The 26881-nt window shown below is 57.3% G+C and carries 21 protein-coding genes, 1 tRNA gene and 5 pseudogenes; 6 read left to right on the top strand and 21 right to left on the bottom strand.

The genetic code is table 11. From position 1 onward, the window contains the following. Nucleotides 1-150: 150 nt before the first annotated feature. The 6 genes from ML_RS00940 to ML_RS00915 all read right to left on the bottom strand — a co-directional run bounded on the left by ML_RS00940 (nt 151) and on the right by ML_RS00915 (nt 6776). Nucleotides 151-1101 carry a GNAT family N-acetyltransferase gene (locus ML_RS00940; protein ID WP_172591940.1) on the bottom strand — a complete coding sequence of 317 codons (951 nt, stop codon included), beginning with the start codon at nt 1099-1101 and terminating at the stop codon, nt 151-153. Between the two features lie 1391 nt (nt 1102-2492). Beyond that, a tRNA-Ala gene (locus ML_RS00935) sits at nt 2493-2565 on the bottom strand. Between the two features lie 55 nt (nt 2566-2620). Then, nucleotides 2621-3649 (bottom strand): divisome protein SepX/GlpR, encoded by a 1029-nt coding sequence (gene sepX, locus ML_RS00930; protein ID WP_010907585.1) that lies wholly within the window; start codon nt 3647-3649, stop codon nt 2621-2623. A gap of 169 nt (nt 3650-3818) precedes the next feature. Further along, nucleotides 3819-4472, bottom strand: a complete 654-nt coding sequence (locus tag ML_RS00925) for a GNAT family N-acetyltransferase (RefSeq protein WP_041322321.1) — start codon at nt 4470-4472, stop codon at nt 3819-3821. A 21-nt stretch (nt 4473-4493) separates the two neighbouring features. Continuing rightward, the gene (gene glp, locus ML_RS00920) at nt 4494-5768 is read right to left on the bottom strand and encodes a molybdotransferase-like divisome protein Glp (protein WP_010907583.1); all 1275 of its coding nucleotides are present in this window, start codon (nt 5766-5768) and stop codon (nt 4494-4496) included. Between the two features lie 87 nt (nt 5769-5855). After that, nucleotides 5856-6776 carry a UTP--glucose-1-phosphate uridylyltransferase gene (locus ML_RS00915; protein ID WP_010907582.1) on the bottom strand — a complete coding sequence of 307 codons (921 nt, stop codon included), beginning with the start codon at nt 6774-6776 and terminating at the stop codon, nt 5856-5858. 77 nt (nt 6777-6853) lie between these two features. Here ML_RS00915 and ML_RS00910 point away from each other — a divergent pair, with 77 nt between their 5' ends. The 4 genes and pseudogenes from ML_RS00910 to mscL all read left to right on the top strand — a co-directional run bounded on the left by ML_RS00910 (nt 6854) and on the right by mscL (nt 9083). Then, complete coding sequence (locus ML_RS00910) at nt 6854-7447, top strand: 5-formyltetrahydrofolate cyclo-ligase (RefSeq protein ID WP_010907581.1); 594 nt, start codon at nt 6854-6856, stop codon at nt 7445-7447. 74 nt (nt 7448-7521) lie between these two features. Next, the gene (locus ML_RS00905; protein WP_010907580.1) at nt 7522-7821 is read left to right on the top strand and encodes an FmdB family zinc ribbon protein; all 300 of its coding nucleotides are present in this window, start codon (nt 7522-7524) and stop codon (nt 7819-7821) included. Between the two features lie 65 nt (nt 7822-7886). Next, nucleotides 7887-8528: pseudogene (locus tag ML_RS00900) on the top strand (CpaB family protein). A 90-nt stretch (nt 8529-8618) separates the two neighbouring features. Beyond that, complete coding sequence (gene mscL / locus ML_RS00895; RefSeq protein WP_010907579.1) at nt 8619-9083, top strand: large-conductance mechanosensitive channel protein MscL; 465 nt, start codon at nt 8619-8621, stop codon at nt 9081-9083. 16 nt (nt 9084-9099) lie between these two features. Here mscL and ML_RS00890 read toward each other — a convergent pair whose 3' ends face one another. The 5 genes from ML_RS00890 to rpmF all read right to left on the bottom strand — a co-directional run bounded on the left by ML_RS00890 (nt 9100) and on the right by rpmF (nt 13633). Next, nucleotides 9100-9597 (bottom strand): MogA/MoaB family molybdenum cofactor biosynthesis protein, encoded by a 498-nt coding sequence (locus tag ML_RS00890; RefSeq protein WP_049769935.1) that lies wholly within the window; start codon nt 9595-9597, stop codon nt 9100-9102. A 70-nt stretch (nt 9598-9667) separates the two neighbouring features. Beyond that, nucleotides 9668-11026, bottom strand: coding sequence for a S1C family serine protease (locus ML_RS00885; protein ID WP_162618218.1), 1359 nt, complete (start codon nt 11024-11026; stop codon nt 9668-9670). 67 nt (nt 11027-11093) lie between these two features. After that, entirely contained in the window at nt 11094-12653 is a 1560-nt protein-coding gene (locus ML_RS00880) for a HAMP domain-containing sensor histidine kinase (protein ID WP_010907576.1), read from the bottom strand. Then, nucleotides 12653-13339: a response regulator transcription factor gene (locus ML_RS00875; RefSeq protein ID WP_010907575.1), complete on the bottom strand. Its 687-nt coding sequence runs from the start codon at nt 13337-13339 to the stop codon at nt 12653-12655. Before ML_RS00875 ends, ML_RS00880 begins: the two co-directional genes overlap by 1 nt. Nucleotides 13340-13459: 120 nt before the next feature. Next, nucleotides 13460-13633, bottom strand: a complete 174-nt coding sequence (rpmF, locus tag ML_RS00870) for a 50S ribosomal protein L32 (RefSeq protein ID WP_010907574.1) — start codon at nt 13631-13633, stop codon at nt 13460-13462. 327 nt (nt 13634-13960) lie between these two features. Here rpmF and ML_RS00865 point away from each other — a divergent pair, with 327 nt between their 5' ends. Both ML_RS00865 and ML_RS00860 read left to right on the top strand, forming a co-directional pair. After that, nucleotides 13961-14389, top strand: a complete 429-nt coding sequence (locus tag ML_RS00865) for an acyclic terpene utilization AtuA family protein (protein ID WP_231846670.1) — start codon at nt 13961-13963, stop codon at nt 14387-14389. A 720-nt stretch (nt 14390-15109) separates the two neighbouring features. After that, a complete protein-coding gene (locus tag ML_RS00860) occupies nt 15110-15541 on the top strand; it encodes a hypothetical protein (RefSeq protein ID WP_041322315.1) in 432 nt (143 codons plus the stop codon). An 889-nt stretch (nt 15542-16430) separates the two neighbouring features. On the opposite strand, the gene ML_RS00855 is transcribed toward ML_RS00860, so the two are convergent. The 10 genes and pseudogenes from ML_RS00855 to ML_RS14640 form a co-directional block, all read right to left on the bottom strand. Then, nucleotides 16431-16625 carry a hypothetical protein gene (locus ML_RS00855; RefSeq protein ID WP_049769619.1) on the bottom strand — a complete coding sequence of 65 codons (195 nt, stop codon included), beginning with the start codon at nt 16623-16625 and terminating at the stop codon, nt 16431-16433. A gap of 64 nt (nt 16626-16689) precedes the next feature. After that, nucleotides 16690-16998, bottom strand: a complete 309-nt coding sequence (locus ML_RS18335) for an alpha/beta hydrolase (RefSeq protein ID WP_162618217.1) — start codon at nt 16996-16998, stop codon at nt 16690-16692. A 1004-nt stretch (nt 16999-18002) separates the two neighbouring features. Next, nucleotides 18003-18215 (bottom strand): hypothetical protein, encoded by a 213-nt coding sequence (locus tag ML_RS00845; protein ID WP_041322312.1) that lies wholly within the window; start codon nt 18213-18215, stop codon nt 18003-18005. A 120-nt stretch (nt 18216-18335) separates the two neighbouring features. Continuing rightward, the gene (locus ML_RS00840) at nt 18336-18938 is read right to left on the bottom strand and encodes a DUF1707 SHOCT-like domain-containing protein (RefSeq protein ID WP_010907573.1); all 603 of its coding nucleotides are present in this window, start codon (nt 18936-18938) and stop codon (nt 18336-18338) included. A gap of 183 nt (nt 18939-19121) precedes the next feature. Then, complete coding sequence (locus tag ML_RS18330; RefSeq protein ID WP_111480944.1) at nt 19122-19307, bottom strand: Clp protease/crotonase-like domain-containing protein; 186 nt, start codon at nt 19305-19307, stop codon at nt 19122-19124. 449 nt (nt 19308-19756) lie between these two features. Continuing rightward, nucleotides 19757-20281, bottom strand: a pseudogene (locus ML_RS14650) (acyl-CoA dehydrogenase family protein); the annotation flags it as partial. A 162-nt stretch (nt 20282-20443) separates the two neighbouring features. Continuing rightward, nucleotides 20444-22198: pseudogene (locus tag ML_RS18325) on the bottom strand (ATP-binding protein). A 29-nt stretch (nt 22199-22227) separates the two neighbouring features. Beyond that, nucleotides 22228-23279: pseudogene (locus tag ML_RS00825) on the bottom strand (carboxyl transferase domain-containing protein); the annotation flags it as partial. 2613 nt (nt 23280-25892) lie between these two features. Next, nucleotides 25893-26042, bottom strand: coding sequence for a hypothetical protein (locus ML_RS00820; RefSeq protein ID WP_156511908.1), 150 nt, complete (start codon nt 26040-26042; stop codon nt 25893-25895). Nucleotides 26043-26219: 177 nt separating this feature from the next. After that, a pseudogene (locus ML_RS14640) lies at nt 26220-26458 on the bottom strand (adenylate/guanylate cyclase domain-containing protein); the annotation flags it as partial. Nucleotides 26459-26881 lie beyond the last annotated feature (423 nt).

The raw sequence follows: 26881 nt of genomic DNA, 5'->3' as shown, positions 1-26881 counted from the left end.
GACACCTGATGCACTAGGGGCAGACGGCTAGAGCTGAACCGCTTCGGCGTGGTTGGCCGCGCACATCTGGCGGCAACAAACGTCAACACCGCTCCAATAGCTAACATCTGAACGCTTGTTCACATCACCGGAGGCCCCGCTAAGCGCAGCTCAACCAACTGCACCGATTACCTGACGAACAACACCCGCGATCTGGTCTGCCATCGCGCGCCCGATGATTAGATCTCTCTGGCGGGGAACATCGATGACGGTGGTTATGACACCGACATCGTAGCGCCGCCAGACCGCACCGTGATGGTCCATGATCGCTCGCATGGGCCCGTTGTCGGTCAGCATCCGCGCAGAAAATCTATTTACGCCGTTGACGTGGGCAGCGATGGACAGCGCGCTGATCAGGAAGTTCCCGACGCCCCGACCCTGATAGGCATCGGCGACGGTGAAAGCGATCTCGGCGAGCGTCGGATCGCTCTCATCACGGACGAACCGGGCGTCGGCCACCGGATCACCACCGTCGGTCACCACCCAGACGAAGTGGTCTACGTAGTCGACCTCTGATAGATAGTGCATCAGCTCATCGCTGGGAGCACGAGCCGACATAAACCGCAGATACAACGTCTCGCGAGAAAATCGGACGTGACCCCGCAGGCTGCGCTCGGTATCACCGGGGAGGACAGGACGCAGCATCAAGTGGGTTCCATCGCGAAGCTGGACCGGGATGGGCGTGATGAACGCAGCGAGACGCTGCCGGACCGTGAGCAACAACCGCCGCGTGATACTGGGAATCTGCACCATCTGGGCGAAGGCGTCGATATCACCTACCCAACCGGTCAACGGTTCGGTCGTGATGACCGTTGCAGTCCTGCGGCCATCACGCAACAAAGCGATCTCGCCAATGATCATGCCGTGAGACGCCTGACCGACGATCACCGCACCATCGTCGTCGACACGCCTGACCTCTACATTACCCGACGAGATCAGCAGGAACGAAACAGCCTGTTCACCCTGCTGCATAAGCACTTCGCCGGCCGCGGCCAGCACGGGCTCAACGCTCACCGCCACCGACATCAAGTCCTCGGCAGGGAGTCCCCGGAAGATATCCATTGCGGCGAACTCTTCGGCCCGATCAGCGATCAATTCGACCACTGCGATATCCCTGGGGCCCAGGGGTGAGGCGCAGGACTCGCAGTGCCCGCATTGCCATGAACCCGCCACCCCGTTCCCGTCTTGCGGTCCGATACAAATCAGACTATGGCTTCTGCTGCTGCGGCGGCAATAAACGCACGGTTGAGCGTAAGCACTGGCCTGTCCTCGGTTAATACCAATACCGACAACGATCCAAGCCAGGACCCACTCGAGGTGACCCACGGTCTACTCAACATGAACGCCGTGCTATGGAATGGCTCTTTGGACGTTCTGGGCGAATCAACGAGTTCTCCGACCTAACCTTGGTTCAGCGGGCCATGAACGAACAGTCGGTTCGTTACAATGGTGTACGAACCGCTGTGGCGGACGATCTTTTTCTACACTGCCAGCAGCGCCATCACCCAAACTAGGCAGCAGCCCACGGCGGCGGCTCTGCGTCTATCAAATGCAAACAAAATTGCTCGAAATCGCCTGCTGGCCAAGAAATTTCACCGGAACTCTGACACAACGATCTACGGATGGGCGCCTCATGTTCGACATTTCTGCGCCGATGTTGACGGAGGCGGCGCTGGACAACCGCGGACATGCTATGTCCTTGGTGACGCGCACAAGTTGCCGATTGATGATGAAACATTTCGACGCTGTATGCCGCTTGGGCACATTGTACATAATGCCGGATACCGTTTCGGGTAGCGCACGAGATGGAGCGAGTACTCCGGCCTGGCGGGCCGGAGCGCGATCCTGAGAAGCTATGCCGAGAAAGGTCGCTACGGGTCCGGGCGTACCGGACCCGTAGCGACCTTTTCTATAGGGATCACGGTGTTCGACCGACAGACGTTGGTCGACCAGGCTGGTGGGCATCAAGCACAACGCGTGTTGTAGTTTCGTCTACCATTGGTAAACACGTCTGAGATATGTGGATGCATTGGACCTGGAATAAAATAAACAGTAATCACCGTCGTGGCGAATGGCCGGCAAGAAACCCTTATCAAGAGATTCGACGGGTACTTTTTGCAGTTATTTTCAGTTAGTACTGGTGCCCATACTTCCCCAGTAGGACGAGCCGGTGGCCGAGAACGGGTGCAACGCGCTCGTCTTGGCAAATGCTGAACTGATTTTTAGCATCGTAACAGAATGCACACTAAGTGACTGGTGTCACACGAATGCTGGCCTAGTCTGAGACACATGCAAAGGCCGTGCCAAACAGTCCGGGTTATGAAACTACCGACAACCGCCTACTACAAGAACTCTAAAGCAAAACCGCCCCAACGAAAAACTACCAACCACAACCAAACCGTGAACGATCCCAATACACATAGACACATATCCCCAGATAAATGTCGCGCACGTGGAGCTAAGGGGAATCGAACCCCTGACCTACTCGATGCGAACGAGTCGCGCTACCAACTGCGCCATAGCCCCTGATTGTTAGCAGGCTACCAGTTACAGGACAGCCCAAGCCGGGTTCGGCGGGGCGTTACTGGCCCACGGCTCTTGGTAGGTCCCTGGGCCAGCCAAACGTACGAATCGGCATCTCGTAGTCCAGGTGTTCGAAGATAGGGTCCTCGTCATCGATTTCCAAGACCACTGCGCCTGGACGCCGCAGCCGCGATGGAACCACGTCAAATTCGCGGTCATGCGCGTTTTCCACGTCGACCCGGGCACGTGCTATCCGATGCATCCGACGGCTACGCACTTTCTCTTCAATCCGAGTTTGCCGGCGCAAATAGGCCAGATAAAGCACTGTGACAGTGGTGGAGCTACCGCAAATCCACCAGGCATTCGAATCCACTTCGAACGCCGCTGCGGCAGAGCCAACCAAGATGATCGCCATAACCATCAGCACCCTTTTACGAAACGCGTACTTGCGTGCACTGACCGCGGTGGCGGTCTTGGTGTCGTACCGACGCTGCCGCGAGACAGTCGGCGCTACTGGCACCGGCGACTTGTCGTCCTTCTGCTCGAGTCCCAGACCCGACGATGCGTCGACGTATCCGTACCGGTCACTTTGCCGTTGCTCAGCCTCAGCTTCTTCACCCGGCGATCCGCCTTCACCGACCGCTAGCAGGACGGACTCAGTTACGTCAGCACTGTCCTCAATCGGCAGGGCCACCGAATCTTCGACAACATCGACATCCAGGTAGTCGGTGCCGGTGAGCTCAGCCACCGCAACCTCCATGACCACCGGACGTGTACGCTGCGTATCATCGACGTTTTGGTCCTGTTCTTCACCTATGTCCTGGTCAGCGTCAGCGAATTCACCATCGACCGGGTTTTGCCGCCAGTCCTCGTCCAGCTCCCAATTGTGGTCGCTGCGATGCCCCGTGGCGGGACCACCTCGCTTGAGTAGTCGGGCACCGGCAACACCGTTTAGCACCCGAGTCGCCAATGCCACATCACTGATGCGGCGAACAACGTCACGTTTGCTGATCAACATCGGCACCAGCACGAAAAGCCACAGCACCACCAACGAAATCCACAGCAGCGATTGGGGGATGCTCGGCATAATGACCTGTTCCTTTCCCCGGCAAGGCCAATAGGTGACCAACCCGGCAGGATCAATGGTACCAACAACAATTACACACCTGTAATTTACAGCTGACAAGCATCAAAAATTATTTACTCGTGTCACATCAGTCACACGGCGGTAGGCAGTGTTTCACCATACGTACGATTTAGAGCCAGCTGGCACGACCGGCCCGTACCAGGTTCGACGTAACCGACCCGGATACCTCTTCGATCGTGAGGGCCATCAGCAGGTGGTCACGCCACGCTCGATCAACCTCGAGGTAGCGGCGCAGCAAGCCCTCTTCACGGAATCCAACCTTTGCCAGCACGGCCCGGCTCGCTACATTCGCGGGGCGCACAGTAGCCTCCACGCGATGCAACATTACCGGGCCGAAGCAGTGGTCAAGGCCCAAGGCCAACGCTCCGGTTGCCACCCCGCCGCCGGTCGCCGAGCTGGATACCCAATAACCTATCCATGCCGACCGCAACGCCCCGTGGGTAACGTTGCCTATGGTCAACTGACCGCAGAAGTTTCCATCGAGCTCGATCGCATAAGGTAGCATGCGACCTTTGCGGGCCTCCGACCGCAGACTCGAGCACAGCACCTGCCACGCGATAACCGAGTGCCGCACCACCCAATCACCTTCCGTACTAGGTTCCCATGGCTCGAGGTACGCGCGGTCAGCTAACCGGATGCGGCTCCACTGCACGCCATCCCGCAACCGCACCGCCCGCAACCGGATCACACCAGCCGGAACCCGCAGCGGTCCAACGTTCGACGGCCAACCCGGATGCCGGGCGTTGAAGCGCAACAGGGTCACCAAAGCGTGCAGTCGGATCGCTTAGCCGCGCTGAGCAAGGAAAGCAACGTCGACGACCTCACCGGTACGAATCTGCTCGGCGCCACTGGGAATCACTACCAGACAGTTTGCTTCGGCAAGCGTCGCCAGCAAATGCGACGACGCACCAAGAGCGCCACCAAGTGCTTGCACCAGGTATTCACCGGTGTCCTGATCCCGCATCAACTGACCGCGCAAGTAACCTTTGCGCCCGGCCACCGAAGTGATCGGCGATAGCGTTCGGGCCTGCACGATCCGGCGCATCGGCTGGCGCTTGCCCAGCGACAACCGGATCAACGGCCGAACCATTACTTCGAAAACCACCAGGGCGCTAACCGGATTGGCCGGCAGCAGAAATGTCGGAACGCCCTCGCGACCCAGCTGCCCGAAGCCCTGGACGGAGCCAGGATGCATGGCGACGCGAACGACCTCCATCTCGCCTATCTCCGAGAGCACTGCCCGCACCGCCTCGGCCGCCGCCCCCCCGACTCCTCCGGCGATCACCACGACTTCGGCTCGGCTGATCTGGCCCTCAACAACTTCGCCGAACTCCTTCAGGTTGTTGCTGACGATGCCGATGCGGTTCACCTCCGCACCAGCATCACGGCCGGCCGCGGTCAATGCATAGGAGTTAACGTCGTACACCTGTCCGTTGCCTGGAGTACGCGAGATGTCGACCAGTTCCCCACCTACGGCCATTATTGACAGCCGTGGCCGCGGGTGCACCAGTACTCGTTCGCGGCCGACCGCCGCTAGCAGCCCCACCTGGGCAGCCCCGATGATTGTTCCGGCACGCACGGCGACGTCCCCGGGCTGCACATCATCGCCCACACGCCGTACATAGGCACCCGACGGCGCGCCACGCAGAATCCGCACGCGCGACATCCCGCCGTCGGTCCACCGCACCGGCAGAACTGCATCGGCCAGCACCGGCAGCGGTGCCCCAGTCTGCACTCGGACAGCCTGGTGGGGCAGCAGCCTGCTGGGTGTGCGCGCACCAGCCTCGATGGTTCCCATCACCGGCAAGGTCAGCACATAACGCCCATCCTCATCGGATGAACCGGATTCACCTCCATCCGACTCACCGATACCCGAGACGTCGACGCTACGTACCGCGTAGCCATCAATCGCCGCCTGGTCGAAACCAGGCAGTGGCCGTTCGGTCATCACTTCTTCGGCGCACATCAATCCCTGTGCCTCGGCAATGGCGACACGTACTGGCCGTGGGACTACCGCGGCGGCCAATATCCGGGCCTGCTGCTCTTCCACAGAACGCACAAAAGCGCCTTTCTGCCCCCCCTACCCGGGCACAATGTCGGGCAAGCCGGGCCCGCCATGGCCGGCTACTGGGGTCTGGTAGCCAGGCTACTGCTCGATTAAACCCAATCGCTCCACCAACCACCGCCGCAAATCCGGGCCATAATCGTCACGATCCAACGCAAAGTCAACCGCAGCTTTCAGGTAGCCGCCGGGATTTCCCAAGTCGTGTCGAGATCCGCGATGCACCACTACGTGGACCGGATGGCCCTCCTTGATTAGCAACGCGATCGCATCGGTGATCTGCACCTCGCCGCCTGTGCCACGACTGACGCGACGCAACGCATCGAAAATTGCGCGATCAAGCACATAGCGACCGGCTGCCGCGAACGTCGAAGGAGCATCTTCGGCTTTGGGCTTTTCCACCATGCCGATAACCTTCAACACGTTAGGATTGTCCCCGCCGGGAACCGGCTCGACGTCGAAAACCCCGTATGAGCTGATCTCTTCTGATGCCACCTCGATGGCACACAACACTGTACCGCCGCGGCTGGCCCGCACCTTCGACATCGTCTCCAGCACGCCAGTCGGCAATACCAAGTCATCGGGCAGCAACACCGACACAGCATCCTCATCCGGCGCCAGTGTGGGCTCCGCGCAGCCGATAGCATGTCCCAGTCCTAGCGGCTCAGCCTGCACGACGGATTCCACTTTGATTAACTCCGGCGCACGACGCACCTTGGCTAACATGGCTTTGTTGCCGCGTGCCAACAGCGTGCCCTCTAGCACCAAGTCTTGGACGAAATGAGCGACCACCCCATCCTTGCCTTCGGAGGTGACAATCACCAGACGTTCGGCCCCGGCCGCAGCGGCCTCGGCTGCAACCAACTCGATACCGGGGGTGTCGACGACGGGTAGTAGCTCTTTGGGCACCGTTTTGGTTGCTGGCAAGAAACGAGTGCCCAGACCGGCCGCAGGAACGATCGCAGTGAATGGGATCGGGACTTGCGCGCTTAGGAGGAGTGACATCGTTCACACGATAACGTGCACCGGATTTGCCGACTCGATGTGGCGACGCGAAAGCTGAGGGTGGCATCGTTGAACGCATGGTGACCGCGAGCAAGGCCACGTTACGGAAACAACTGCTGGCTGCCCGGCGCAGCGTTGCCGACGACATTCGAGCCGCCGAGACCAAGATGCTCAGCCAGCACCTGGAGCTGCTGGTGAACAGTGCCAGCACGGTCTGCGCGTACGTGCCGGTAGGCACCGAGCCGGGCGCTATTGAGATGCTGGATGTGTTGCTCCGCAAGACGGGACGAGTTTTACTGCCAGTAGCGCGTACTGGCGATGATGAGATTCCACTACCGCTGCAATGGGGCGAGTACCGGCCCGGTGGACTGACCTCCGGGCCTTGGGGGTTGCTCGAACCACCCGAGCTTCGGCTGCCCGAGTCGGCCTTAGCCGAGGCCAACCTGGTGCTTGTCCCGGCGCTGGCAGTCGACCACCACGGCGTACGGTTAGGTCGAGGTGGCGGCTTCTACGACCGGTCCCTGGCAGGACGGGATCCGCATACCCTGCTGATCGCGCTGGTACGGGATACCGAGTTACTCAACGAGTTGCCATCGGAGCCACACGACGTCCGAATGACCCATGCGGTTACGCCCGAGCGTGGAGTGATCGCATTACCGAACAGCGAATAACCACTATCACTATGGTGATTCTAGCACTTGGCACGGTAGAGTGCCAGACTAGACGATACTACCCGGAGGTTTTTGTGCCGACCTACAGCTACGAGTGTACCGAGTGCACTAACCGCTTCGACGTTGTGCAAGCCTTCACCGATGATGCCCTGACCACTTGCGAAAAGTGCTCCGGTCGGCTGCGGAAACTATTCAACTCCGTCGGCGTGGTGTTCAAGGGCAGTGGCTTCTACCGCACCGATAGCCGCGAATCAGGTGAGAAATCGAACAGTTCAAGCAACGGGTCTTCGAAGAGCGATTCGGGATCGAGTTCGGGATCTAGCGATAAATCAAACAGCTCCTCTGCGCCTGCCGTCGCGACCGCTCCGAGCTAGCCGGTTATCTACAAGACGTTTCTGACCAAGCATCGCCGGCGCTGCACTGCGCTTACCGATGCAGCGTGAGAGAATCATCATTGAATCCAAGCCTATTCGGTCGGATATCCGACCGAATAGGCTTGGATTAGGAGCCGGGTCCGTGCTGACTTGCCGAATCGCCGGCGGCGGGTTGGTCATGCTAGCCAGAATTACAGCGCTGCGATCGAATCCAGACGGCAATCGTACCGAGGTGGTGGTTGCTGCGCCCGACCCGCAGTTGGGAACCGTGTTGACTCCCAACGATGTTCAGCACGAAAAGGGTTTGGCTACAACGCAACGGTTCCCGATGCTTCTCAAGCCGACCTAGGCTCAGTGGTCGGGTCGACGCTGGCCAGTCCCATGCGGCACGGCGAAGTACTCATCGATGTCCGGTTCTGGGGGACACGTCTGGCCGAGTCGACGGTCGGGCCAGTCGCCCGTATCGTTCCGCTACATCTGGCGAACAGCGCTCTGATCGACCTGGTCCGGGTCGGCGAGGTGGTAGATGTGCTGGCTGCGCCGGACAATGCCACGCCGGCAGTCAGCAAAATAGTGGGCAACGACGCCGTAGTGGTTCTCGTGGTTGCCAAGCAGTAAAGTCCAGGCAGCATAACGCCAACAGCGTAGTGTTAGTGGCGCTTCCGGTTCACGTGGCGAACACGGTGGCAGGCTCAACGCTCGGTTAGATGGTGACTTTGACCCTGCAACTGAATGCCTGGCAATCGCTCAACACATGACACACAGCAAGCTGTTGTCCAGCCCAGAAAGGACCTCCCATGTTCAGAGGGTTCAAGGAGTTTCTCTCACGAGGCAATATCGTCGACCTGGCCGTAGCGGTGGTTATCGGTACCGCGTTCACCGCGTTGATAACCAAGTTCACCGACAGCATCATCACGCCATTGATCAATCGGGTCGGCGTCAACCAACAAACCAATATCAGCCCCTTGAGGATCGACATAGGGGGAGATCAGGCCATCGACTTGAACATCGTGCTCTCGGCCGCGATCAACTTCTTGCTGATCGCTTTGGTAGTGTATTTCCTGGTCGTGTTGCCCTACACCACGATACGCAAGCATGGTGAGGTCGAACAATTCGACACCGACCTAATCGGGAACCAAGTTGTCCTACTCGCCGAAATCCGTGATCTTCTCGCCCAAAGTAACGGGGCTCCGTCCGGCAGGCACGTCGATACAGCCGATCTGACGCCAACCCCAAACCACGAACCTCGCGCAGACACATGACCGCAGCGGCGCCAGCCTAGATTTCCAGACTCGATAATTGCCCAATGATCTGGGTGGCCAGCGGATTCAATGTAGCCATTCCGTCGCGCACCGCATAACGGGAGCCGGCGAGGTTTACCACCAACGTACTGCCCGAAACACCAGCTAGACCACGCGACAATCCGGCGTCGGTGATTCCCGCGGACAGCCCCGAAGCACGGATGGCTTCGGCAATACCTAGAATTTCCCGATCCAGAATCTCGCGGGTGGCCTCTGGAGCGACGTCACGTGGTGTAACACCGGTTCCGCCGACCGAGACCACTAGGTCCACCCCACCGATCACTGCAGTGTTCAACGCGTTGCGTATCTCGACCTCGTCAGCCGCCACCGCCACCACACCATCAACGACGAACCCGGCCTCGGTCAACAGCTCAGTGACCAGCGGCCCGCTGTGGTCCTCATCCCCATGCGCGGTGCGATCGTCGACAACGACAATAAGTGCACGTCCGACTACCAACTCGACACCCTTCTCCATGGGTGCAACCGTATATCCGAGCTCGGACAATTGCTTATCGACTAACACGGTAGCTCTCGATTATTAATTGTTACTGTTCCGCCTTGCCGAGTGTGACCTGAACCGTGCGACTGCTACCAGACTGATCCTGATAGGTCAGCGACACTTTGTCACCGGGTGCCTTGGACCGCACGGCAGCGACCAACGCGTCGGCGCTACTGATCAGGCGGTCGTCGACCTTAGTGAGAACGACCCCCTTGGGAACGGCGGCATTCGCGGCCGCACCACCGGCCACGACGTCCATAACTTTGGCGCCCGGGGTGCCTTTGTCGGTGGCCACCTGTACACCCAGCGACGCATGTGTCGCTTTGCCAGTGCTGATTAACTCGTCAGCGATGCGCTTGGCTTGGTCGACGGGAATCGCGAAGCCAAGCCCGATCGAGCCGCTCTGTGCATCACCCGAATCAGCGCCGAGTGTGGCAATAGCAGAGTTGACTCCCACCAACTGACCGCCCATGTTGACCAGCGCACCACCGGAATTACCCGGGTTGATAGCCGCATCGGTCTGAATCGCGTCCAGCACCGTATTTTGGTTGCCCGATTCGCCGGTCGTCGACACGGGCCGGTTAAGCGCACTGACGATCCCGCTGGTCACCGTGCCCGCCAAACCCAGCGGTGAGCCGACAGCCACCACCGGCTGACCCACCCGCAGATCTGCGGAAGAGCCCATCGTAATCGGGGTCAGTCCGGAAATACTCTGCACCCGAACCACAGCAATATCGCTAGTGGGATCGGCTCCGACCACCGTGAACGACGCGGTGCGGCCATCGAAGAAGGTCACAGTGGTTTTCGGCGACAGACCACCACCAGGACCACCCCCTGGTTTGGCGGCAACCGCGACGACGTGGTTGTTGGTCAAGATCAACCCATCGGCCGACAAGATGACGCCGGAACCCTCCTCGGACTGACGACCCAAATCGGTCTCCAGCATGACGACACTGGGCACTACCTTAACGGCAACTTGTTCGACGCTGCCCGACGGCATGTTCGCCGCCGGAACGCTGGCAGCCGGCCCGGTTACCGGGCCAGCACCGTTGCCGCCCGCGACGCGCGTGCCCAGCGCAACAACCGTAGCCGCCACGCCGCCGATACCAGCCGACACCACTGCTATCGCTAGCGCACTAACAGCCAACATGCCTGCGCGAGGACGCCTGTCGGCTACCCGACCGGGCGGAATCATCGACTGCAACGGGACCGTACCCGCACCACCAAATGGCTCATAGGGTCGGTGATACTGCTGCAACGAGGGCGACTGCTGATAGCACCAATCGACTTGTTGTTGGTGGTACGGCTGCTGCTCCTCGGTGTACGAGGATGACACAGGCTGATTAGGCGCGCTACGGTATCCCGGCTGCTGCGGCGGTGGCGAATACCTCGGGTGATTCGTCATGTCGCTAAGTCGCTCTTCCTCTATGTCGGCTTCATGCGGGCCGACTTTTTAATACAGTAACTGCCAACTACCTTGCCCGCGCGGACTGATAGTCCACTGAGATAACGTGCGCTGAATCCCGAAAGTTCGCCGACTTACCGGAAACCTGCACGGCTGGGCCGATCTTGTCCTGGAAATTGGCTTCGCCCATGTCCTGGTCCGCGAGCGTGGAGTACGCTGAAACCGGCATCGGGCGTCCGGGTAGAAGCACGTAAATCGACGTGCCCGGGGGTTGCACTCCCGGCGCGGTGTCTTCGACGCGAAGCAAACCTCCGTGGTTGATAACCACCTGTTTGACGATCGCCAACCCAAGGCCCGAACCCGGCAACGACCGTGCAGTCGTCGATCGGTAGAAGCGCTCGAACACCAGCCGGCGTTCTTGCGGCGGAATCCCCGGACCGTAGTCGGAAACCACCAGCTCAACGTGCGACGGGTCGAACTGGCGCATCGTTACGACGACGCGGCCACCCGACGGGCTCCACTTGGCCGCGTTGTCCATAAGATTCAGCACCGCACGCGACAGACCAGCGGCATCACCATAAATCTGCCATCCGATCGCCTGGACGTCAAAGTGAATATCGTTGCGCCGCCGCCTGACCCGCTCCAGACTGCGGTAAAGGACCTCGGACATGTCGATCGGCTCGTGCACCACCTGCCCAGCGTCGTCTCTAGTGAGGTCCACCAAATCACCTACCAGCGTGGACAATTCTTCAATCTGCGCGAGTACATCGGCACGCAGATCCGCCATCTCCTGGTCAGGTAGCCGCGGCGCTTCGGGAGCCATCGAGGCGATCAGCAGTTCAACGTTGGTGCGCAGCGAGGTCAACGGGGTGCGCAACTCATGTCCGGCGTCGGTTACCAGCCGTGCCTGGCGTTCCCGAGATTCGGCCAATGCCCGCAACATCAAGTTGAATGCCTCAGTGAGCCTGGCCAATTCGTCACTGCCGAACACCGGGATGGGCCGCAGGTCGTCGGTACGCGCCACTCGCTCGGCCGCTTCGGTCAGACGCCCCACCGGACGCAGCCCCGCCCGAGTAACCATCCCCCCGGCCACCGCGGCAACCGCGACGCCGAGGCTTCCGACAATCAAAAGCACCCAGCGCAGCTTGGTCATGACAGCTTCGGTTGGCCGCAAGCTCTTAGAGATCAGCAGCGAACTGTCGTTGGGCAGGTGGATGGCGAGTATGCGTTGGTCCGATGCAGTACGTTGCGACATGAACAGCTCACCACGGATGACAGCTTTCTCTGCCGTTCCGACAGGAAGAGTCTGACCCGGCTGATTGGCCGTGTAAATCGAGTGGCCCGGGTTCACCAACATGGCGTTGACATCCGAGTAGGCAGTGCCCTCGATGGCCTTGCCAGGGTCGGCTGCCAACGAACCACTAGCGATCAGCAACTGCGCCCTGCTCTGCAGTTGATTATCGATATCGCTGTACAGCGCCGCCGAGATCACAACGTAGACAGCGAATGCCATCAAGACGACGACCATCGCCACCATGGACATTGCCAGGAGCATTACCCTCCACCGCAGGGATAAAGAACTGGTGGCTCGCAACGATGCGCGCCGGCGCCAGGCAAACCGAACCATCAGGGCGGCGTCTCCCTTAATACATAGCCCACTCCACGTACAGTGTGGATTAGCCGTGACTCACCATCGGCCTCGGTTTTGCGGCGCAAATACCCGACATAGACTTCCAGTGCATTGCCGGAGGTCGGAAAATCAAATCCCCACACCTCTTCGAGGATGCGGCTGCGTGTAAGTACCCGCCGCGGATTAGCGATCAGCATTTCCAACAACGCGAATTCGGTACGGGTCAGACTGATCCAGCGTTGTCCGCGGGCGACTTCGCGGGTCACCGGGTCCAGGGTTAAGTCGGAAAAACTCATCGCCACGGACTCGGCAGCGTCATCGGGCTTGGTGCGGCGTAGCAGCGCCCGAATCCGCGCCAACAGTTCTTCGAGGGCGAACGGTTTGGGCAGGTAGTCGTCGGCACCGGCATCCAAGCCGGCGACCCGTTCGGAGACCGAATCGCGGGCGGTTAGCACCAGGATCGGCAGGTCGTCACCGGTACTTCGGAGCTGACGGCAGACCTCTAAACCGTCCAGGCGCGGCATCATGACATCGAGAACGAGAGCATCAGGCCTATCGCGGGCAACCATCTCCAACGCCTCGACCCCGTCGTTGGCCAGTTCGACCGAATAACCATTGAACGACAACGACCGGCGCAGAGACTCACGCACCGCCCGATCGTCGTCAACGGCAAGTATCCGCACAGCTACTAATTCGGTCTCGGAGCCTGAGAGCGACTTGCAAGGATCGCTGGCGTTGAATCGCAATTTTCCAGTCAACGACGCGTGCGTCGACCCCGTTACACGGCAACGGTGGAATCAGGATTAACGCCGGTCAAGGTCGATAAGACCAAGACGTGCCGCCTTGAGTAGCCTGCGAGGCACCTTGTGCCGCTGACCCGCCACCGTCACACCGACAAGCTCGGTCCGAGCAGCCTTCCACTGCGCGCGCCGGCTGCGGGTGTTCGCGCGCGACATCCTGCGCTTAGGTGTAGCCATAATCGGCCCCTACTCCTCGATTGAGATTAACGATTGCTGTTAATAAATAATAGTTTGGCGACCTATTGCTCACCAAACTGGCCAGGCCACAGGCCGCACCACCCAGCGAAACTTAAGTCAGAGCAATCCATCACAGGGCGTGTCTTGAGCGTAACGTACGGTGGGTCGCGGCGACACCTTGACGTGACACTAGCCACAGCGGACAACCAGCCGGTTGATTTGTTGCACCCAAATAGGTTTGTAGTCCCTTAACGGGAGACGCAGATGGTTTCTCACACCGTCCGCATCAGTAATTGCCCGGCCTTCTACGGTAACCGACTATCAGTCATGCGCAAAATACTCACCTACGGCGAACTCAACTTCGTCACCGGTGACTACCTGGCCGAAGTGACTACGATGCTTCTTGGTAGCGACAGGAGAAACACCCCAACCGGGGCACGCCGCCAAGATCTTCCTGAATTCAACTTGAAGACTGCACTGAAATTTACCCGCGATCGTAAGTGCATAGTCGTCAACACCGGCCGCCTGAACTCCGCCGGTCTGGAAGATGCGGTACAGGCGCTGGCCGAACTCCTCGGTATCGGAGCACGGATAGTTCGCGTCGAAGGCGACCACCTAGGCCAGAGTGAGCCGGAAGTTCACCGGGACCGCAATGGAGCGCGAACAGCTGCAAAAGGCGTTGAGCTCGTTAACAGAACGAGAGATCCTGCCCAATATTTGACCACAGCGGGAACTCGCTGGCGATCTGCCACGTGACTTATACCGCGGCCCACGAGGGCCACGACGGATCTGCAAGATTGTTGAATTGTACTTTGTGTGCATGTTCTGTTGTGGGGGTGGAGTAAAGGGTGGCGGTGTGTTGCAGTGTTGTGAGTTGATGTGATCGATCGTTAACCGTTCGTTTGGGTTGGGTGGGGGTGGGGATCGTGCGTGAGATCACCAGCAAGGGTGGGGCCCGCGTGTTTGCGGGTTGCTTTGGGGGTTGCACTGATTCGACACCAACTATGCTGGCTAAGACGCTCAATCGGGTTACTGAGCTTGTATTGCTTAGCTATGCAGTGAGCAGTGGGCCAGTGGCTTTAAAGGCCGGCAAGGTGAGCGTTGTGGGCAGCTGCGTACGGAGATAGACATGTGTGCTGGCCAAGAAGTACAGTCCCGAACAAATTGTGGGGGTGTTGGCCCAAAACCTATCCCGACCGGCCCGAAAGATGCAGGTGTCCTATAAAACACTTCAACATCGAGTCCAAGCTCAACCAACATGTGCGCACTGGGTGGATGTTCCGCACGCTGAGGGCACAGCACGCTAAAACCGGGCACCACCATTATTCTCTAGGTATGGCCACCACCAGTGCACGTCCCGCGAAAACTACACGACCGTGTGGTGCTCTAACCTCATAGCATTGGGCGGATGATGTAATCATCGGCAAAAATTAGACCCCCAAATCGGCGCCCTGGCCGAACACAAGTAGCGGATTCGTGCAGCTGCTACACCTATCCAAGGACCACAGCACTGATGTGATCACTGCGGCCATGATCAACCACAAGACAACGCCCTACCACAGAATCGCTGTACAACCCCAGCGTGAGACCAAGACCTCGAAACGACTCTCATACCCGCATCACCACGGCATCGATACCGACCTTTGCGACCTGACGCACCGACCCGCCAATACACTGACCCACCACCCTTTACTCCACCCCCACAACGAGTCCGCGCTAACATTAACCATCGCCCACACCGTGCGCGGATTAGACGATATGGCAACACTGGGTGCATCAAGTAACGATCTTTCGACTAAGGGGTTATCTATCACTGCATGGTTTATTGACCCGGGCGCGCGTCAGGTCGAGGGGCGCATTGTGGTGATTGATCTAGACAGCCTGGGCTGCGGTGGGCAACTTACCTGAGGTCGCGGCGGCGCCGTTAGGGTTTACGGTTTGGTAGCGTGTCACTACATGTCTCGTGACATGATCGCAAGCGCGGCGAGATGGTGATAAATATCGAGCGGAGATGTCGGAACTTTTCGGCGACCAGGGGAGTCCGTACAGGTCTGGGCTAGTGTATGTTTGGGCCATCTGGGTCGGATGCTCGATAGTGTGATGTGTTGTGCACCAAGCAGCAGGTGGATGACAACCACCCCATTGGGGTAATCCAAATGGGGTGGCATTGCTGCTCTTTACCAGGTAAATTAATACACCAGCGTCGCTGATTCGGGAATTTTTGGGTGTGCCCAGGGGCAGTGGTGGATTCCCGAGCGCAGAATTGTTGGGACGAAAGTTCACCGCCGTGAACGCTGACGCCAACTCGGTCACGATATGCAGCCATTGCCCCTACGTTGGAGAAGGGCTGACGAAGAACAGACGGTATCCTGCTGGCTGACCGATGGAAGCGATGAACGGACCACTACAGCCCTTGTTTGATGTGAAACTTGCGCTGTAAAAAAATTGTTTACCGATGAGTATTCCGCAATTGTCGTGCGGATTGTGACGTCTACGTTGGAGAGCTGCTGCACGACGATTTCCAGGCCTGGTTGCTGGCTGACAATTTTTTGCTCATGTCTCGTTTTGCCACGGCATCGAGTATGGGTTGAAGCTTGTCGGCTAAACGCATCCAGTTAACAACGCCGCACTTCTTGGCGCTCAGAGTGTCGTCGCTCATCATTCCCTCATTACTACGGTCTGGCCGATGATGATCGGCGCTTGTCGCAGGAGATCGCAGGCGGCAGTGGTTTGAATCTGGTCTTTCGGCAGTCCTGGCCAGCACCGCGGCCAAGGTGTGGTCGCTCATGCATAGCCGTCAGTTAGGCTTGACGCAAAGATATTCGGTGTGGTCGTATGCGCCGCAATTCCACTGCTCATTATCGGATTTTCCATCAAGAGTGCAACCTGACTGAGTGTACAGCTCGATGAATCCAGAAACATCTTGCAGACCCTTGCCTAACATGCCGGCATAAGGAATCAGATTGGCGGTCGCGTCTTTGTCCACGATCATGTAATCAGCATATCCAGATTCAACCCCAAGCGTAGCGGCGTTGCTGAACTCGGTACTCGGTGAGCTATATAAGACAACGGTCGTTGACGGGTTTGCCAGCCTGAATGGTTAGCGACCTATAGGAATACCCGAACTCGGTTATGTGCTGATCCAGCATAGTTGTGGTGGCCACCAAGCCCTTATAGAAGCTATTGAATGGTCCATCGCCCGCGCGGGAGAGCCGGTCGTGGGTAACCTCTAGTAGACTATCCGACTTGTCATAGACCAACCAGGTACTACAAGCCACAGCACCTGAATCCGCGATGCTAACATTGTCTGCGCAAATCGACTGCTTTGTTACGCTGAGCTTGGGTGTCGCTAACCGTCTGTGCAACAGTCGAGTTGATTCGAGAGTTCGTTACACCGACAGTGATTTCGACACGTATTCGTTGTAGAGATCTACGAGCCCAAAGGCCTCAAGCCCTTTGCTGAGATTTCTTGTGGTGAAAGACAATATCAGCTGATTCCGCTGTGTTCCAGCCAATGTATCTCGTAGCTGCTTGAGATCCGCCAACTTATCGATGTCCTGATGCCAGACTCTGTTACCGTAGTACCAACCATTCTGCAGACGAGTAATTTCATGTTGCAGCACAATCATTATTGCTCTCGTCACGGACCTCGTTAGTGATGCCATCGAGATTGCGGATGGAGTTTCTGAACCACTGTGTGGTCCTATATCTGCTGACCCGGAATCAGCAAACGTCACCACATGTTGCCCGCATGGGGGCTACTATCTGGCTGTGACAGATACAGCATTTGGTCTGCCCGTGCCTGATTTCGACATTGACCTGCCCGGGGGCAATCCACCGTCGATGGTACGAATCGCCGCCGTCAGATCCTCAGCTGCATTCTCTGCATTAGCAGACAACTAAAGGATAGTTTTCCTCAGTATGATTGCGGTGTCAAGGATGCAGTTCTGGTCCACAGCGGATAATGACCACAAGGTGGAAGGCGGCAATACCGCACCAGGTGGTATCGACAATCGTGAACTGCTGATCCCGAGCTGTCCGACGAATCGTCTGCAACACCAACGGATTACGGAAATTTCGTCAGCCGACTTCTCCGCGACTCGCGCTACGACTTCCTAGGCTTCTGCGTGGGTGGCGGAAAGCACCACTCGCACTGCGAGCCCTTCGTTGTACCACTGCTGCGATGTTAGCGCCAAAATCGAGCAATCGCATAATTTCGCACAGCGCTTACGATGCGGTGTGAGTGCCGTGCGCACGCTTGATGACAGCTTCCCCAAGACCGTCGTGATCGCAGCAGAATCCCAGCGCTCAATATCAAACCAGGTTCAACGTCATGGCTTTGGTCAAATTTCACCATAGGTGTTGTCACTCACTTGGGCCAGGGCAGCACCTTGAGTGTGATGCTCAACTGGCCAAGCAACACCGACAACGCGACCGTCGAGGAGCCGACCCATCCTAACTGGGCGTTCTCCGCTTCGCGGCGGCAGGCTCGCTGTGACACCGGCAACAAATCGCCATGCTTGGCCAGCTCATTACCCGCATAGCAGAGTACGTCAGGAATCGCCCACAGCTCCTCGGCCATAACCGCCCCTTGCCCGGATCAAATTCACACCCTCGGCATTTCTCACCGGAGTATGGCACGAGCCATCAGGGGGCCAGCCCATCACGTCACTGCCGAATATGTGACCCGACCGGTCGTCTGCTACCTGCGAGGCCTACGGGCTTTGCGCTTGATTCCCACGCCGCCCCACAGCGAGAAGCCGCGAATTTTCACCGTTGGCGCGCCTGGCGTGCCTTGGCCTCGTACTTGACGGTCGAAGCTACCCATCACACCGTGGCCACTGATCTCCACGTTGACTTCGGGCGGCAGCAAAATAGTCTGCACGCCCATCACCGAGTATGCATGAAGTTCAACCTCTGTCGAAGTAAAGTCCGCGTAGCGCAAATCCAGCACCCCACTACCCCAAAGAGAGAATGTAGTCAACTTCCTCGGCACATTCCATCGACCTCGTCGCTCAAATCCGCTCATCAGGGCCAGAAGCAGCGTTGATGGAGCCGGATTGGGATTGCCGCCTCGACGAGCGCTTACTTGCGAACCCGGCAGATCGTCTCGCAGCTGCTCCAACTCCTGGTACGTTGTTGCCGCATACGCCTTAGCAAGTCGATCTTCATAGTCTTTCAGCTCCAAGCGGCCTTGCTCAGCGGCATAGGCTAGCAACTGCGCAATCTGGATGCGGTCGGTGTCTGCTGCACGCAAAGGTTCGTCACGTGCGCCCTTCGCATCACGTTGCGCTGAATTGCTCATCACCTATGAGCGTACGACCTAAAGATTTGGCTGCAATAGCAGTGCCTAAACTGCAGCTTTTGCAGCGACCGTATAGTTTGGTCCTGATGGCCCGCTCTCACCTCGGGCCGCTTCAGTGGCTCGCATCGTCGGCGAGCGGTGTGGTCCACCTTGACTGCCGTTTTGCAGTCACATAAGCAGGCCTTAGCGAGTTTCACCGGAGACAAAATCCGGGCCCGAGTCTATGGTGAGTCGTTCGGCGTCCTGGTTGAATTCTTCAATAACTACGGCGGTGGTCAGTATCTTCGACGCTGCAAGACCCTGTGGTGAATTGCGACCTATCGGGGTTACCAATAACGCCACCGTGGCATCAACGTAGTCAGCTGCCATCGCGGGATCAATCCGATCTTTGCGGCTTCGGTGACCTCCGCACCGTTAGCTGGTTAGCGTAATATCGGCCGGTGTGGTGGGCCGATATCTGCGGTAGAAAAGTCAGTGAGATTTTCGCCGTCGCGGATACGCCTATAACAGCATGGTGTCGATCACCGGTAGCGATGGCGCTTAACAGCGTCGTCATTGCCTGGGCACGCGTGACGACCATATAGAGTTTAGTGCCGCCGCCACCTGCCTCACTCAAGTCCTGTACCGGCGCAAAACATACCACCGGTCCGAGACCACCCACCGAAACATCGGATCTGCTGTCGCGTCTCGCAGGCCCTGCTGCAGTTGGTTAACCAGGGAGCTCGAGAGTGCTTTGCGGTTGTTGGGAGAGTTCAGTGTCAGCCGGGCTAAAGGACCCGCCTTAGGCGGCAGGGCCGGCGTAGTCTATAGTGCATCCATCAGTAAGCTGGGACAGCACCAGCGATGTTTGTGCAACTCAGTACCATCTCGCGACTAATCGGCACGATCCGTGCGAGCCTGGTTGAGGTTATCGCTGCTCCACCGCCTGACTCCTAGGTCAGCTCGTTGTCGCCCATTGATTGCATGGCTTGGCTGCCCGCATGTCCGGATTCTGCGTATTTGGCCATGTTGACGGCCTAGGCCGCGCCAAAGTCGCCGCCGTTGTCGTAGAGTGTTGAAGTCTTCTGTATCGTCTTCGCGAATTAGATATCAATGTTATTCTGCGTCAACGTATGTGACAGAACCTGATGGGTATCTATCGGGGTGGACCGGACTTTGCCGATCTTAACGTAGTCGCTGGCCTTATCGAGCGTGGAGCATGACATTACCATGGCGCTGGACGCGCCCATAATGCGTTCGGGGTTCAAGCCCGCGAAAAGCTGTGCGATTGCGGCACCCTAGGTTACTACGAGTGCTTCGGCGAGCAGAGGCACATCATCGAGAAATACGAGATTGCTTTTTTCGGAGTATAATTCGTTGGTGTTCTGGTGAGAACTCGCCTTTTCCAAGAAATACTCGTGACCGTAGTTGGCTACCAGGGTAGCCCACCACCTTTGCGAAGCTCTTGGCGTTCTTAACTTTCGATAAAGCTGGTATCGGTCACTACGGATCGCCCTCTTGATCACTTAATGGTCAGGAGCTTCCACCCGTGGTCAGGACGACGCCAAGTGCTGCTTGTTGATCGGTATTGACGTTGAGCTGGGTCAGTATGCCGTCGGCCTACCGGTCCACACCTTCGCACAGTGGATGTACCGGAACCGTGGTGCCAAGCGGGATGACGTTGCCTGGCATGGCTGCAACCAGAGATTTCTGTTAAATGGACTAACGAAATTTGGGCAACCGTGGCAGTGCGAGCATGTTAACGAAACCGCGCGCCGAATCGGCGTACATGTTCTGATTGTTGGGGTCGTAACGAACAACCGCGAGGCGGTAGGCCACCCTATGCCCGTTGGCCAGCAAAACCCCGTCCACGGTGGCCGAACCGTGCTGCCAGCAGCACCGTAAGTGAGATCGGAACCGATGATCCTATCGCTTTATCGTTGGCTAGCGGAGCCGACAGCTTCGCCACGTTGTGGGTATCGAAAAATGTGGTATCTGATGGAATTGTCGAGAAAAGCTCTGCTTTGACGCAACTTTTAACCAGCAATTCACGGTTTGGCGTGCATACCGTGCAGCCGAGCGCTGCTCATCGCTTCAGCGAGCGTCACTGCCGATTAACGACGCGTCAGAGCGTGGTAGAGATGTCCTTGACAAGTATCGGGTCATAGTATCGACATCGCGGATTCGTCCACAATCCCGGAATCCAGTCGGATCCCTCTTCGCTGTTCCAGCGAACAAAATTTCGGCACTAACCGTCGGTCGGTAGATCATGTGCACCAGGATGGCTTGTTGCTGTCAGCAGTGCACAGAATCCTCGGTGTAAAGCCAGGTTGCGATCGAGATCGATTACTTTAGTACAGGATCGACGTCAATGTCTCGTTCCCATAGGCCACTGTAAGCTGCAGTTCAGCGAGATTGAGCTCGGTGTTTTCTTCGGTAACCGCCTGCTCGACCAGCAGGCGGGCGTTCATCTACCAGAGATAGAATTACCATCGTCATAGGCTAGGAGCTTCACCGTTCCGGTGCCGATGGGACCGATTACTCTTGTCCAATCTGGGGTGCGTCGAAAAGTTTGGTTCGCATACATGCTGTGCGCCCGAGCAGCGTCGACAGCGCTTCTTCGATGATCTTTTGGTGGCAGCGCTGAATAGAGCATGCCTGATCTCCGACTGCTCACATGGTGCTGTTGGTGTCGGCGAAAACTTGCACTTCAACATGATGTCCGTTGGACAATTAGCATACGCAGAACACAGGCGCATCGCCGAAGGCGGACTGCGCTTCGTGCCGGGCTGCGGAGACTTCTGCTGGCATGGCTAATAATTCGCTAGCCCCTCGCATACCCCGTCCACCGCCCCCTGACTAAGGTCTTAACCAACATTGGCAACTAATCCTCGGTGACCAAGATGCGAATTATAATGCGTCGAGCACCGATAATCCTTCCGTTGCCGTGAGTTTCTTGGACTCGGTCTTGAGCGCCACCGCGACGCGCCGCTAGTCGGAACCGGACTAGGCGGTCACGAAGTCGAGATTCTCCGAAAGGCATCCATCGCCAGGGTGCACTGGAAGCATGGGCAGCGGCAAGGTGTCCATCGTGCGAGGCATTCAAGCAACCTTTGGTGTACGGCAACTCGACCCAGGAATCTGTCTTTGCCACTTGCGGTGATCCAGAAATCCTGGACCGTGTATACGGCTACGGGGCCCAAACCCAGTCGACTGCAGATAACGGGCATCCTCCGGGCGCTCTTGCCCCTGTTCGCAACCAGCACTCGAGTGATTCCCATACGCATAACATACGGAAAGCGCCGAAATTCTATGTCCTTTTGTTCGTGTCATTGTCTATAGCGGACAAACACATTCCTAGTACTGTTCGGCTGCCGCGTGGGGGTCGATCACCCTGTGATCGCAGAGCATCCTAGACAACACCAACGGCATCGACTCGGCTTCGATTTGACCTTAAACTGCAACCCTCATAGCAAAGCTAGCAGCATTATCCACGTCTTGACCGAGGACTTATGCGGCCGTACGGGCGAGGATCCACAGCAAGCTGGACAGTTGGGCGCCACCCTTCATCGCCGAGTTGGCGTCGGTTCAGGTGAGAAAAATAACCGAGAGTTATATGGCGCGTCCATACACGCCGTAGTGTTCGGCTCAGTACGCCGTACCGATCAGCAACGAGATATGCGGAACAATAGAGTTGGACACGGCGTTGATCATCATCGAGCCGTGCTTGATCATGCCGCTCTCTTCATCGTCTTTGCTCACCATGTGTCCGCTATTGTTGTTCAGGAACAACAATAGCTTGTCGAAGCGGTTAGCCAGCGCAATGAACTGGATGGCTTTTCTCAGACTCCTCGCTGAACAACACGCACCGCGCGTTGGCCAGGATGTCCAGTGTGTATCTGTGCAACTTGACCCAGCTGGTCATCGGCGACGAACCGTACAGCGTTTTGAATTCGTCGAAGTCGGAGCCATCAACGATGATAGGCTATCACCCTGACGAGGGTAGGGTGGGATACACAGATCTGTGGGCATGATTGCGATCGATTTTTCTGTATCGAACAGCCGTTTGGTCACCAGCCGAGGGGAAAGCCCCTGGTTGGCCTGCTAGACCGTGGCGACCTATGCCTATGGTATAGAGTTCGTCTACAGTTAATTAGTCGGCCAAATCCGATAGTTGGGTATGCATTTCGACTACACCAAGAGACTGATTATCGAGCTCCTCGTCGATTATCGTCTTCACCAACGGCGTTCAGGGCCAAAGAAAGTCCTTTGAACATCGCCACGTGATCGAACATCTCCGGCACGTAAGGCACCGGAGGAGGTTGAGTTGCCGAACACCAGAGCGATTGTGGTGACTCCTGACGTCTAAAGGCAGGTCAGGCCACGGAACACCTACCCACCGAGGATGCTTCCTTCTGGCGCCCAAATTCAAATTCGGGCACAACATAGATTAGCTTAACAACTGCAAGGCTTGGTTGGCAACCCTGTACCCTGCCTCTACAATCCGTATTCTGCGCGCAACACACCTGCAGGATCAGGGTCGTCTCATCCGCCAGCTAACTCTCCACGAGATTATGTGAAATATCCATTTGCCATGTCGATGCGGCCGGCTATCTCGGCGAGAGTGTTCTTCACCGTTTGTTCGGGACACCAACGGTAGGTCTAACGTCTCCCGGTAGCTGCACCACTGTACGGTCTAATGTCCAGGGATGGCCGCTAACTCGAGTATGCTTACTTGGCACAAGGGGGATAAATTCGAAGACGAATTCCTGTGCGATCTGCTCAACGCCGGTGTTCTCGGCACCTAGTCAGATTATCCGCGCGGCACCCACGTGTTGACGTAGCACAGCTTGGCGGTATCTGAGTACCGTAAGTCCATCTTGCTGCTGACCTCAATGCAGGGCGTTCCCTTCTCTACATACAAGTAGCAAACCCACTCGCCGGCAGGATCTTCTAGTGCGCACTGTAGTGACGACGTAGTAGGCCCGTACCCTAGCGGTGATGTCAGTTTTGGCGCCGTTGACTGAAAGTAGTAATCGCCGATTAGGACCGCGGTGCTGCGTCGGTGTTCGACGTCCGAACTGCAGCTGGGCTAGGTAATGGCTAGCCTGCAGATTAGTTCGCCGGCTCACGTCGGCCGCACGAATGGGTCGATCAGACGTGTATCGCCAGATGCATTCATGTGCGGCACTACGATGCCGCACATGAACCATGAAGCGCGACCGCCGCCTGGTGCGCCTTCACTGTGAAATGTAACTTATGTATGCGATTTGCTGTGGGCAAACCTACGCCGAACAGCCCGGCTGCCCCCCCCCCCCCCCCCCCCCCGCGTGGGGGTGCAAGCCACGTGGCAGATCGCCAGCGCGAGAGCGTGATGCAAGGGTTTGGTTTATGCTTTGCGCATAGAAACCTTTTAACCCGGCCAGTTCGGTAGCTGTCACCGTACTTGGCTAATGCCCAAATGCGATTATTTGTAAGACATCCAATCGTAACTGTGTGCACACCAGGTGGTTGAGAGCAAGCTCCGTTCGCTTCATCTTCAGCCAGCTATTCTCCATAAACATGGAAAACGAAGTATCCACCCAAAAGCAACTGTATCCGGCGCACGCGTAGTAGGTCTCGGACACTTCCACGTCGGCGACTGCTATCCGAATCGTTTACCCGGCGGTAGCTGTTCTCGCCGCTCGCAGCACCGCATTGGTCAACGTGTGGGGATGTGCCACGAATCGATGTCACCAAACTGTCACGGGCTAGTCATGCTGGTGATCTAGCAGGCAGCCCTGGTGTGCCGGTGGTCACGTTAGCCGCGACGAACGGAGAGTTGTGGCATAATATCATTTAACATCGTCTCACCTAGCTAGTGTATAGTCTTGGGGGGGGAAAGCCTCCACTGGCCGTCGAAGCCGCGATCCAGGAACCCCGGATTGACCAGTGCGCATTCCAATTACTTGAGTATCGATCGCATCCTCGGTCGCCGAGCTGACGTGCAGCACGTCTCGATCCACTTTGTCCATGACGGCGCCCGGATAGCTCAGCAACAGCTGTATCCAACTCGGCTATATCGGCTAGCACCTGGGTGCCTTCACCCATGCCGAACGGATTGTTACCAGACAACTCCTGCTACCCGGGTCCAGTCTTCGCCAGGACAGGCGTCCCGCAGATGCGCGTCCAGTCGGTTGAGCTCCTGTATTAGCCGTGGTGATCCAAGTGCGTTCTGCACCAAAGTATCTAATTCGTCACGTTACTCTTCGCTCAGGTTATTGCGGAATCGCTACACGACTGCGACCCGCTTTACCGCGAGTAAAACAACTCTAGACCATTGCGCGTGTGCTCCGGAAAGAACTCGCGTGCTTGTTCATTAACTCTTGAAAATTTTTTCTGGGTGTTTTCACCGCGGGCATGTTTGTCCAGCAGGTTGTTGAGATTGTCAAACATCTCGTTGAAGCGCTTACGGTATTAATCCGTGGCGCCCTGCAATTCCTGCTTCATGGCCTGCTTCATGCCGACTAAGTGTTGGCCGATAATCTAGCGGGCTAGAAGATTCTTTATTTGTTAGTATTTTTCTCGGTCATTACCGCTGTGTCCGGTGCGGTCCAGCAAGCTTTCGCATAACGTTGGCAGGCGATACGAAACCCCTATCATCATAACTCGGCTACAGGCGAAGTTCGCATAGCACATGACCAGTTCATGAGTAAAGCTACTAAAATGGATGATACGAGATTTTTCCCAAGCGTTCTGCAGTCTCCAACACAGTAACAGAATTCTGTCCACGACTTTAAATCAAGAAAAGCGCTATGTTAATAGAGGCGGTGGCCACCGTAGATAACTAAAACACGGTCACCCATAGAAATCCTAAACGCAATTGACAGTGCATTTAGATAGTTTTTGCACGAGGACCTCCTCAAATAAGGCTTCCTGACAGAAAGGACGACAGTGTTGTGTGTTGTTATTTCGGCACCGAAGGAATTTCGGCCTTCAGCTACGGCTGGCTACCCACTGACACCATATCCAAGCCACTGCGGCAACAAGAAACCCCAGCCGGACTGCGATCAACCGTGCCCACCACAGAGCCACACCGAGCTGCCCATTAGCGCCCACCTTGCCGGACAACACCCCAGCGGCCACCCCGACCGCCCCGATGAGCGGGGTGCACTACGTGCCTGGATCGTCGTCGACCCCGCCGAGTCCCGCCGCGCGGTAGTTGGCTAGCGCTATTGGAGCACCGTCAGTAACATATATGCTATACAGTGTACCCTCCGCACCGGGCCTGTTGGTGCTTGTCGCCGCCCAGACGTGCGTAGTTTATGCGCGACCGCGCAATACGGTGGAATAGTCCGACCCAGTGTTCATGCCCAGCAAGCTCGGAGCGGTCGACGACCGGCGACAAACACGGAATTCTCCGGTCCGCCGCCTTGGCAAAGTCGGCTAGCCGTGCAGCCTCGTTGACCGCGTCACCGATCACAGTGTATGTATTCGTACCAGTTTTCGGCACCGATGTTGCCAGCAAAGACTAGACTCGCTGAAACAGCGATACCAAAGTCGGAAGTATGTAGAGACGGTACACTAATAAGCATGCGGCGCACGTGCGGTAGCCAACACCTCCGATCCCGGCGCACTCGTTCGCGCTAAAGCCCCAAAGTATGGTCAGTGCATTAACACGACGAACGTGGTTGTTAGGCCAACTAAGTTGATAGTGCGCATAAATTGCGACCAGCATTCCGATTGGACCATGCTCGATTTTCGTCATCGCTGCAACAACCTCGCTGACCAGATCGGAAATGGATCGAGCAGTCGGGCACCATCATTAGGCAACCCGCATACCGCCGTGCCCAACGTCATGGCCGATACCGGGACCGCCCTGCTCCGGCTTTTGCATGATCTATTCCTGCGAATGCATCATGACCAGAGTGGCAATCACTCCGATCAGAAGCATGTTCCACTATAATCAGATGTTTACAAACGCT

The sequence above is a fragment of the Mycobacterium leprae TN genome (assembly GCF_000195855.1).
GTDB classification, from domain to species: Bacteria; Actinomycetota; Actinomycetes; order Mycobacteriales; family Mycobacteriaceae; genus Mycobacterium; species Mycobacterium leprae.
This window is presented reverse-complemented; position numbering and strand designations above follow the sequence as displayed.

What these genes read in the sequence shown, in the direction of transcription:
- ML_RS00865 (WP_231846670.1), top strand. Translation starts at nt 13,961, where the DNA reads ATGCGCAAAATACTCACCTACGGCGAACTCAACTTCGTCACCGGTGAC.
- ML_RS18330 (WP_111480944.1), bottom strand. Translation starts at nt 19,307, where the DNA reads ATGGCAGCTGACTACGTTGATGCCACGGTGGCGTTATTGGTAACCCCG.
- mscL (WP_010907579.1), top strand. Translation starts at nt 8,619, where the DNA reads ATGTTCAGAGGGTTCAAGGAGTTTCTCTCACGAGGCAATATCGTCGAC.
- ML_RS00940 (WP_172591940.1), bottom strand. Translation starts at nt 1,101, where the DNA reads ATGGATATCTTCCGGGGACTCCCTGCCGAGGACTTGATGTCGGTGGCG.
- ML_RS00855 (WP_049769619.1), bottom strand. Translation starts at nt 16,625, where the DNA reads ATGATCGTGGACAAAGACGCGACCGCCAATCTGATTCCTTATGCCGGC.
- ML_RS00840 (WP_010907573.1), bottom strand. Translation starts at nt 18,938, where the DNA reads ATGAGCAATTCAGCGCAACGTGATGCGAAGGGCGCACGTGACGAACCT.
- ML_RS00845 (WP_041322312.1), bottom strand. Translation starts at nt 18,215, where the DNA reads ATGGCCGAGGAGCTGTGGGCGATTCCTGACGTACTCTGCTATGCGGGT.
- ML_RS00910 (WP_010907581.1), top strand. Translation starts at nt 6,854, where the DNA reads ATGGTGACCGCGAGCAAGGCCACGTTACGGAAACAACTGCTGGCTGCC.
- ML_RS00880 (WP_010907576.1), bottom strand. Translation starts at nt 12,653, where the DNA reads ATGGTTCGGTTTGCCTGGCGCCGGCGCGCATCGTTGCGAGCCACCAGT.
- ML_RS00885 (WP_162618218.1), bottom strand. Translation starts at nt 11,026, where the DNA reads ATGACGAATCACCCGAGGTATTCGCCACCGCCGCAGCAGCCGGGATAC.
- sepX (WP_010907585.1), bottom strand. Translation starts at nt 3,649, where the DNA reads ATGCCGAGCATCCCCCAATCGCTGCTGTGGATTTCGTTGGTGGTGCTG.
- rpmF (WP_010907574.1), bottom strand. Translation starts at nt 13,633, where the DNA reads ATGGCTACACCTAAGCGCAGGATGTCGCGCGCGAACACCCGCAGCCGG.
- ML_RS00915 (WP_010907582.1), bottom strand. Translation starts at nt 6,776, where the DNA reads ATGTCACTCCTCCTAAGCGCGCAAGTCCCGATCCCATTCACTGCGATC.
- ML_RS00890 (WP_049769935.1), bottom strand. Translation starts at nt 9,597, where the DNA reads ATGGAGAAGGGTGTCGAGTTGGTAGTCGGACGTGCACTTATTGTCGTT.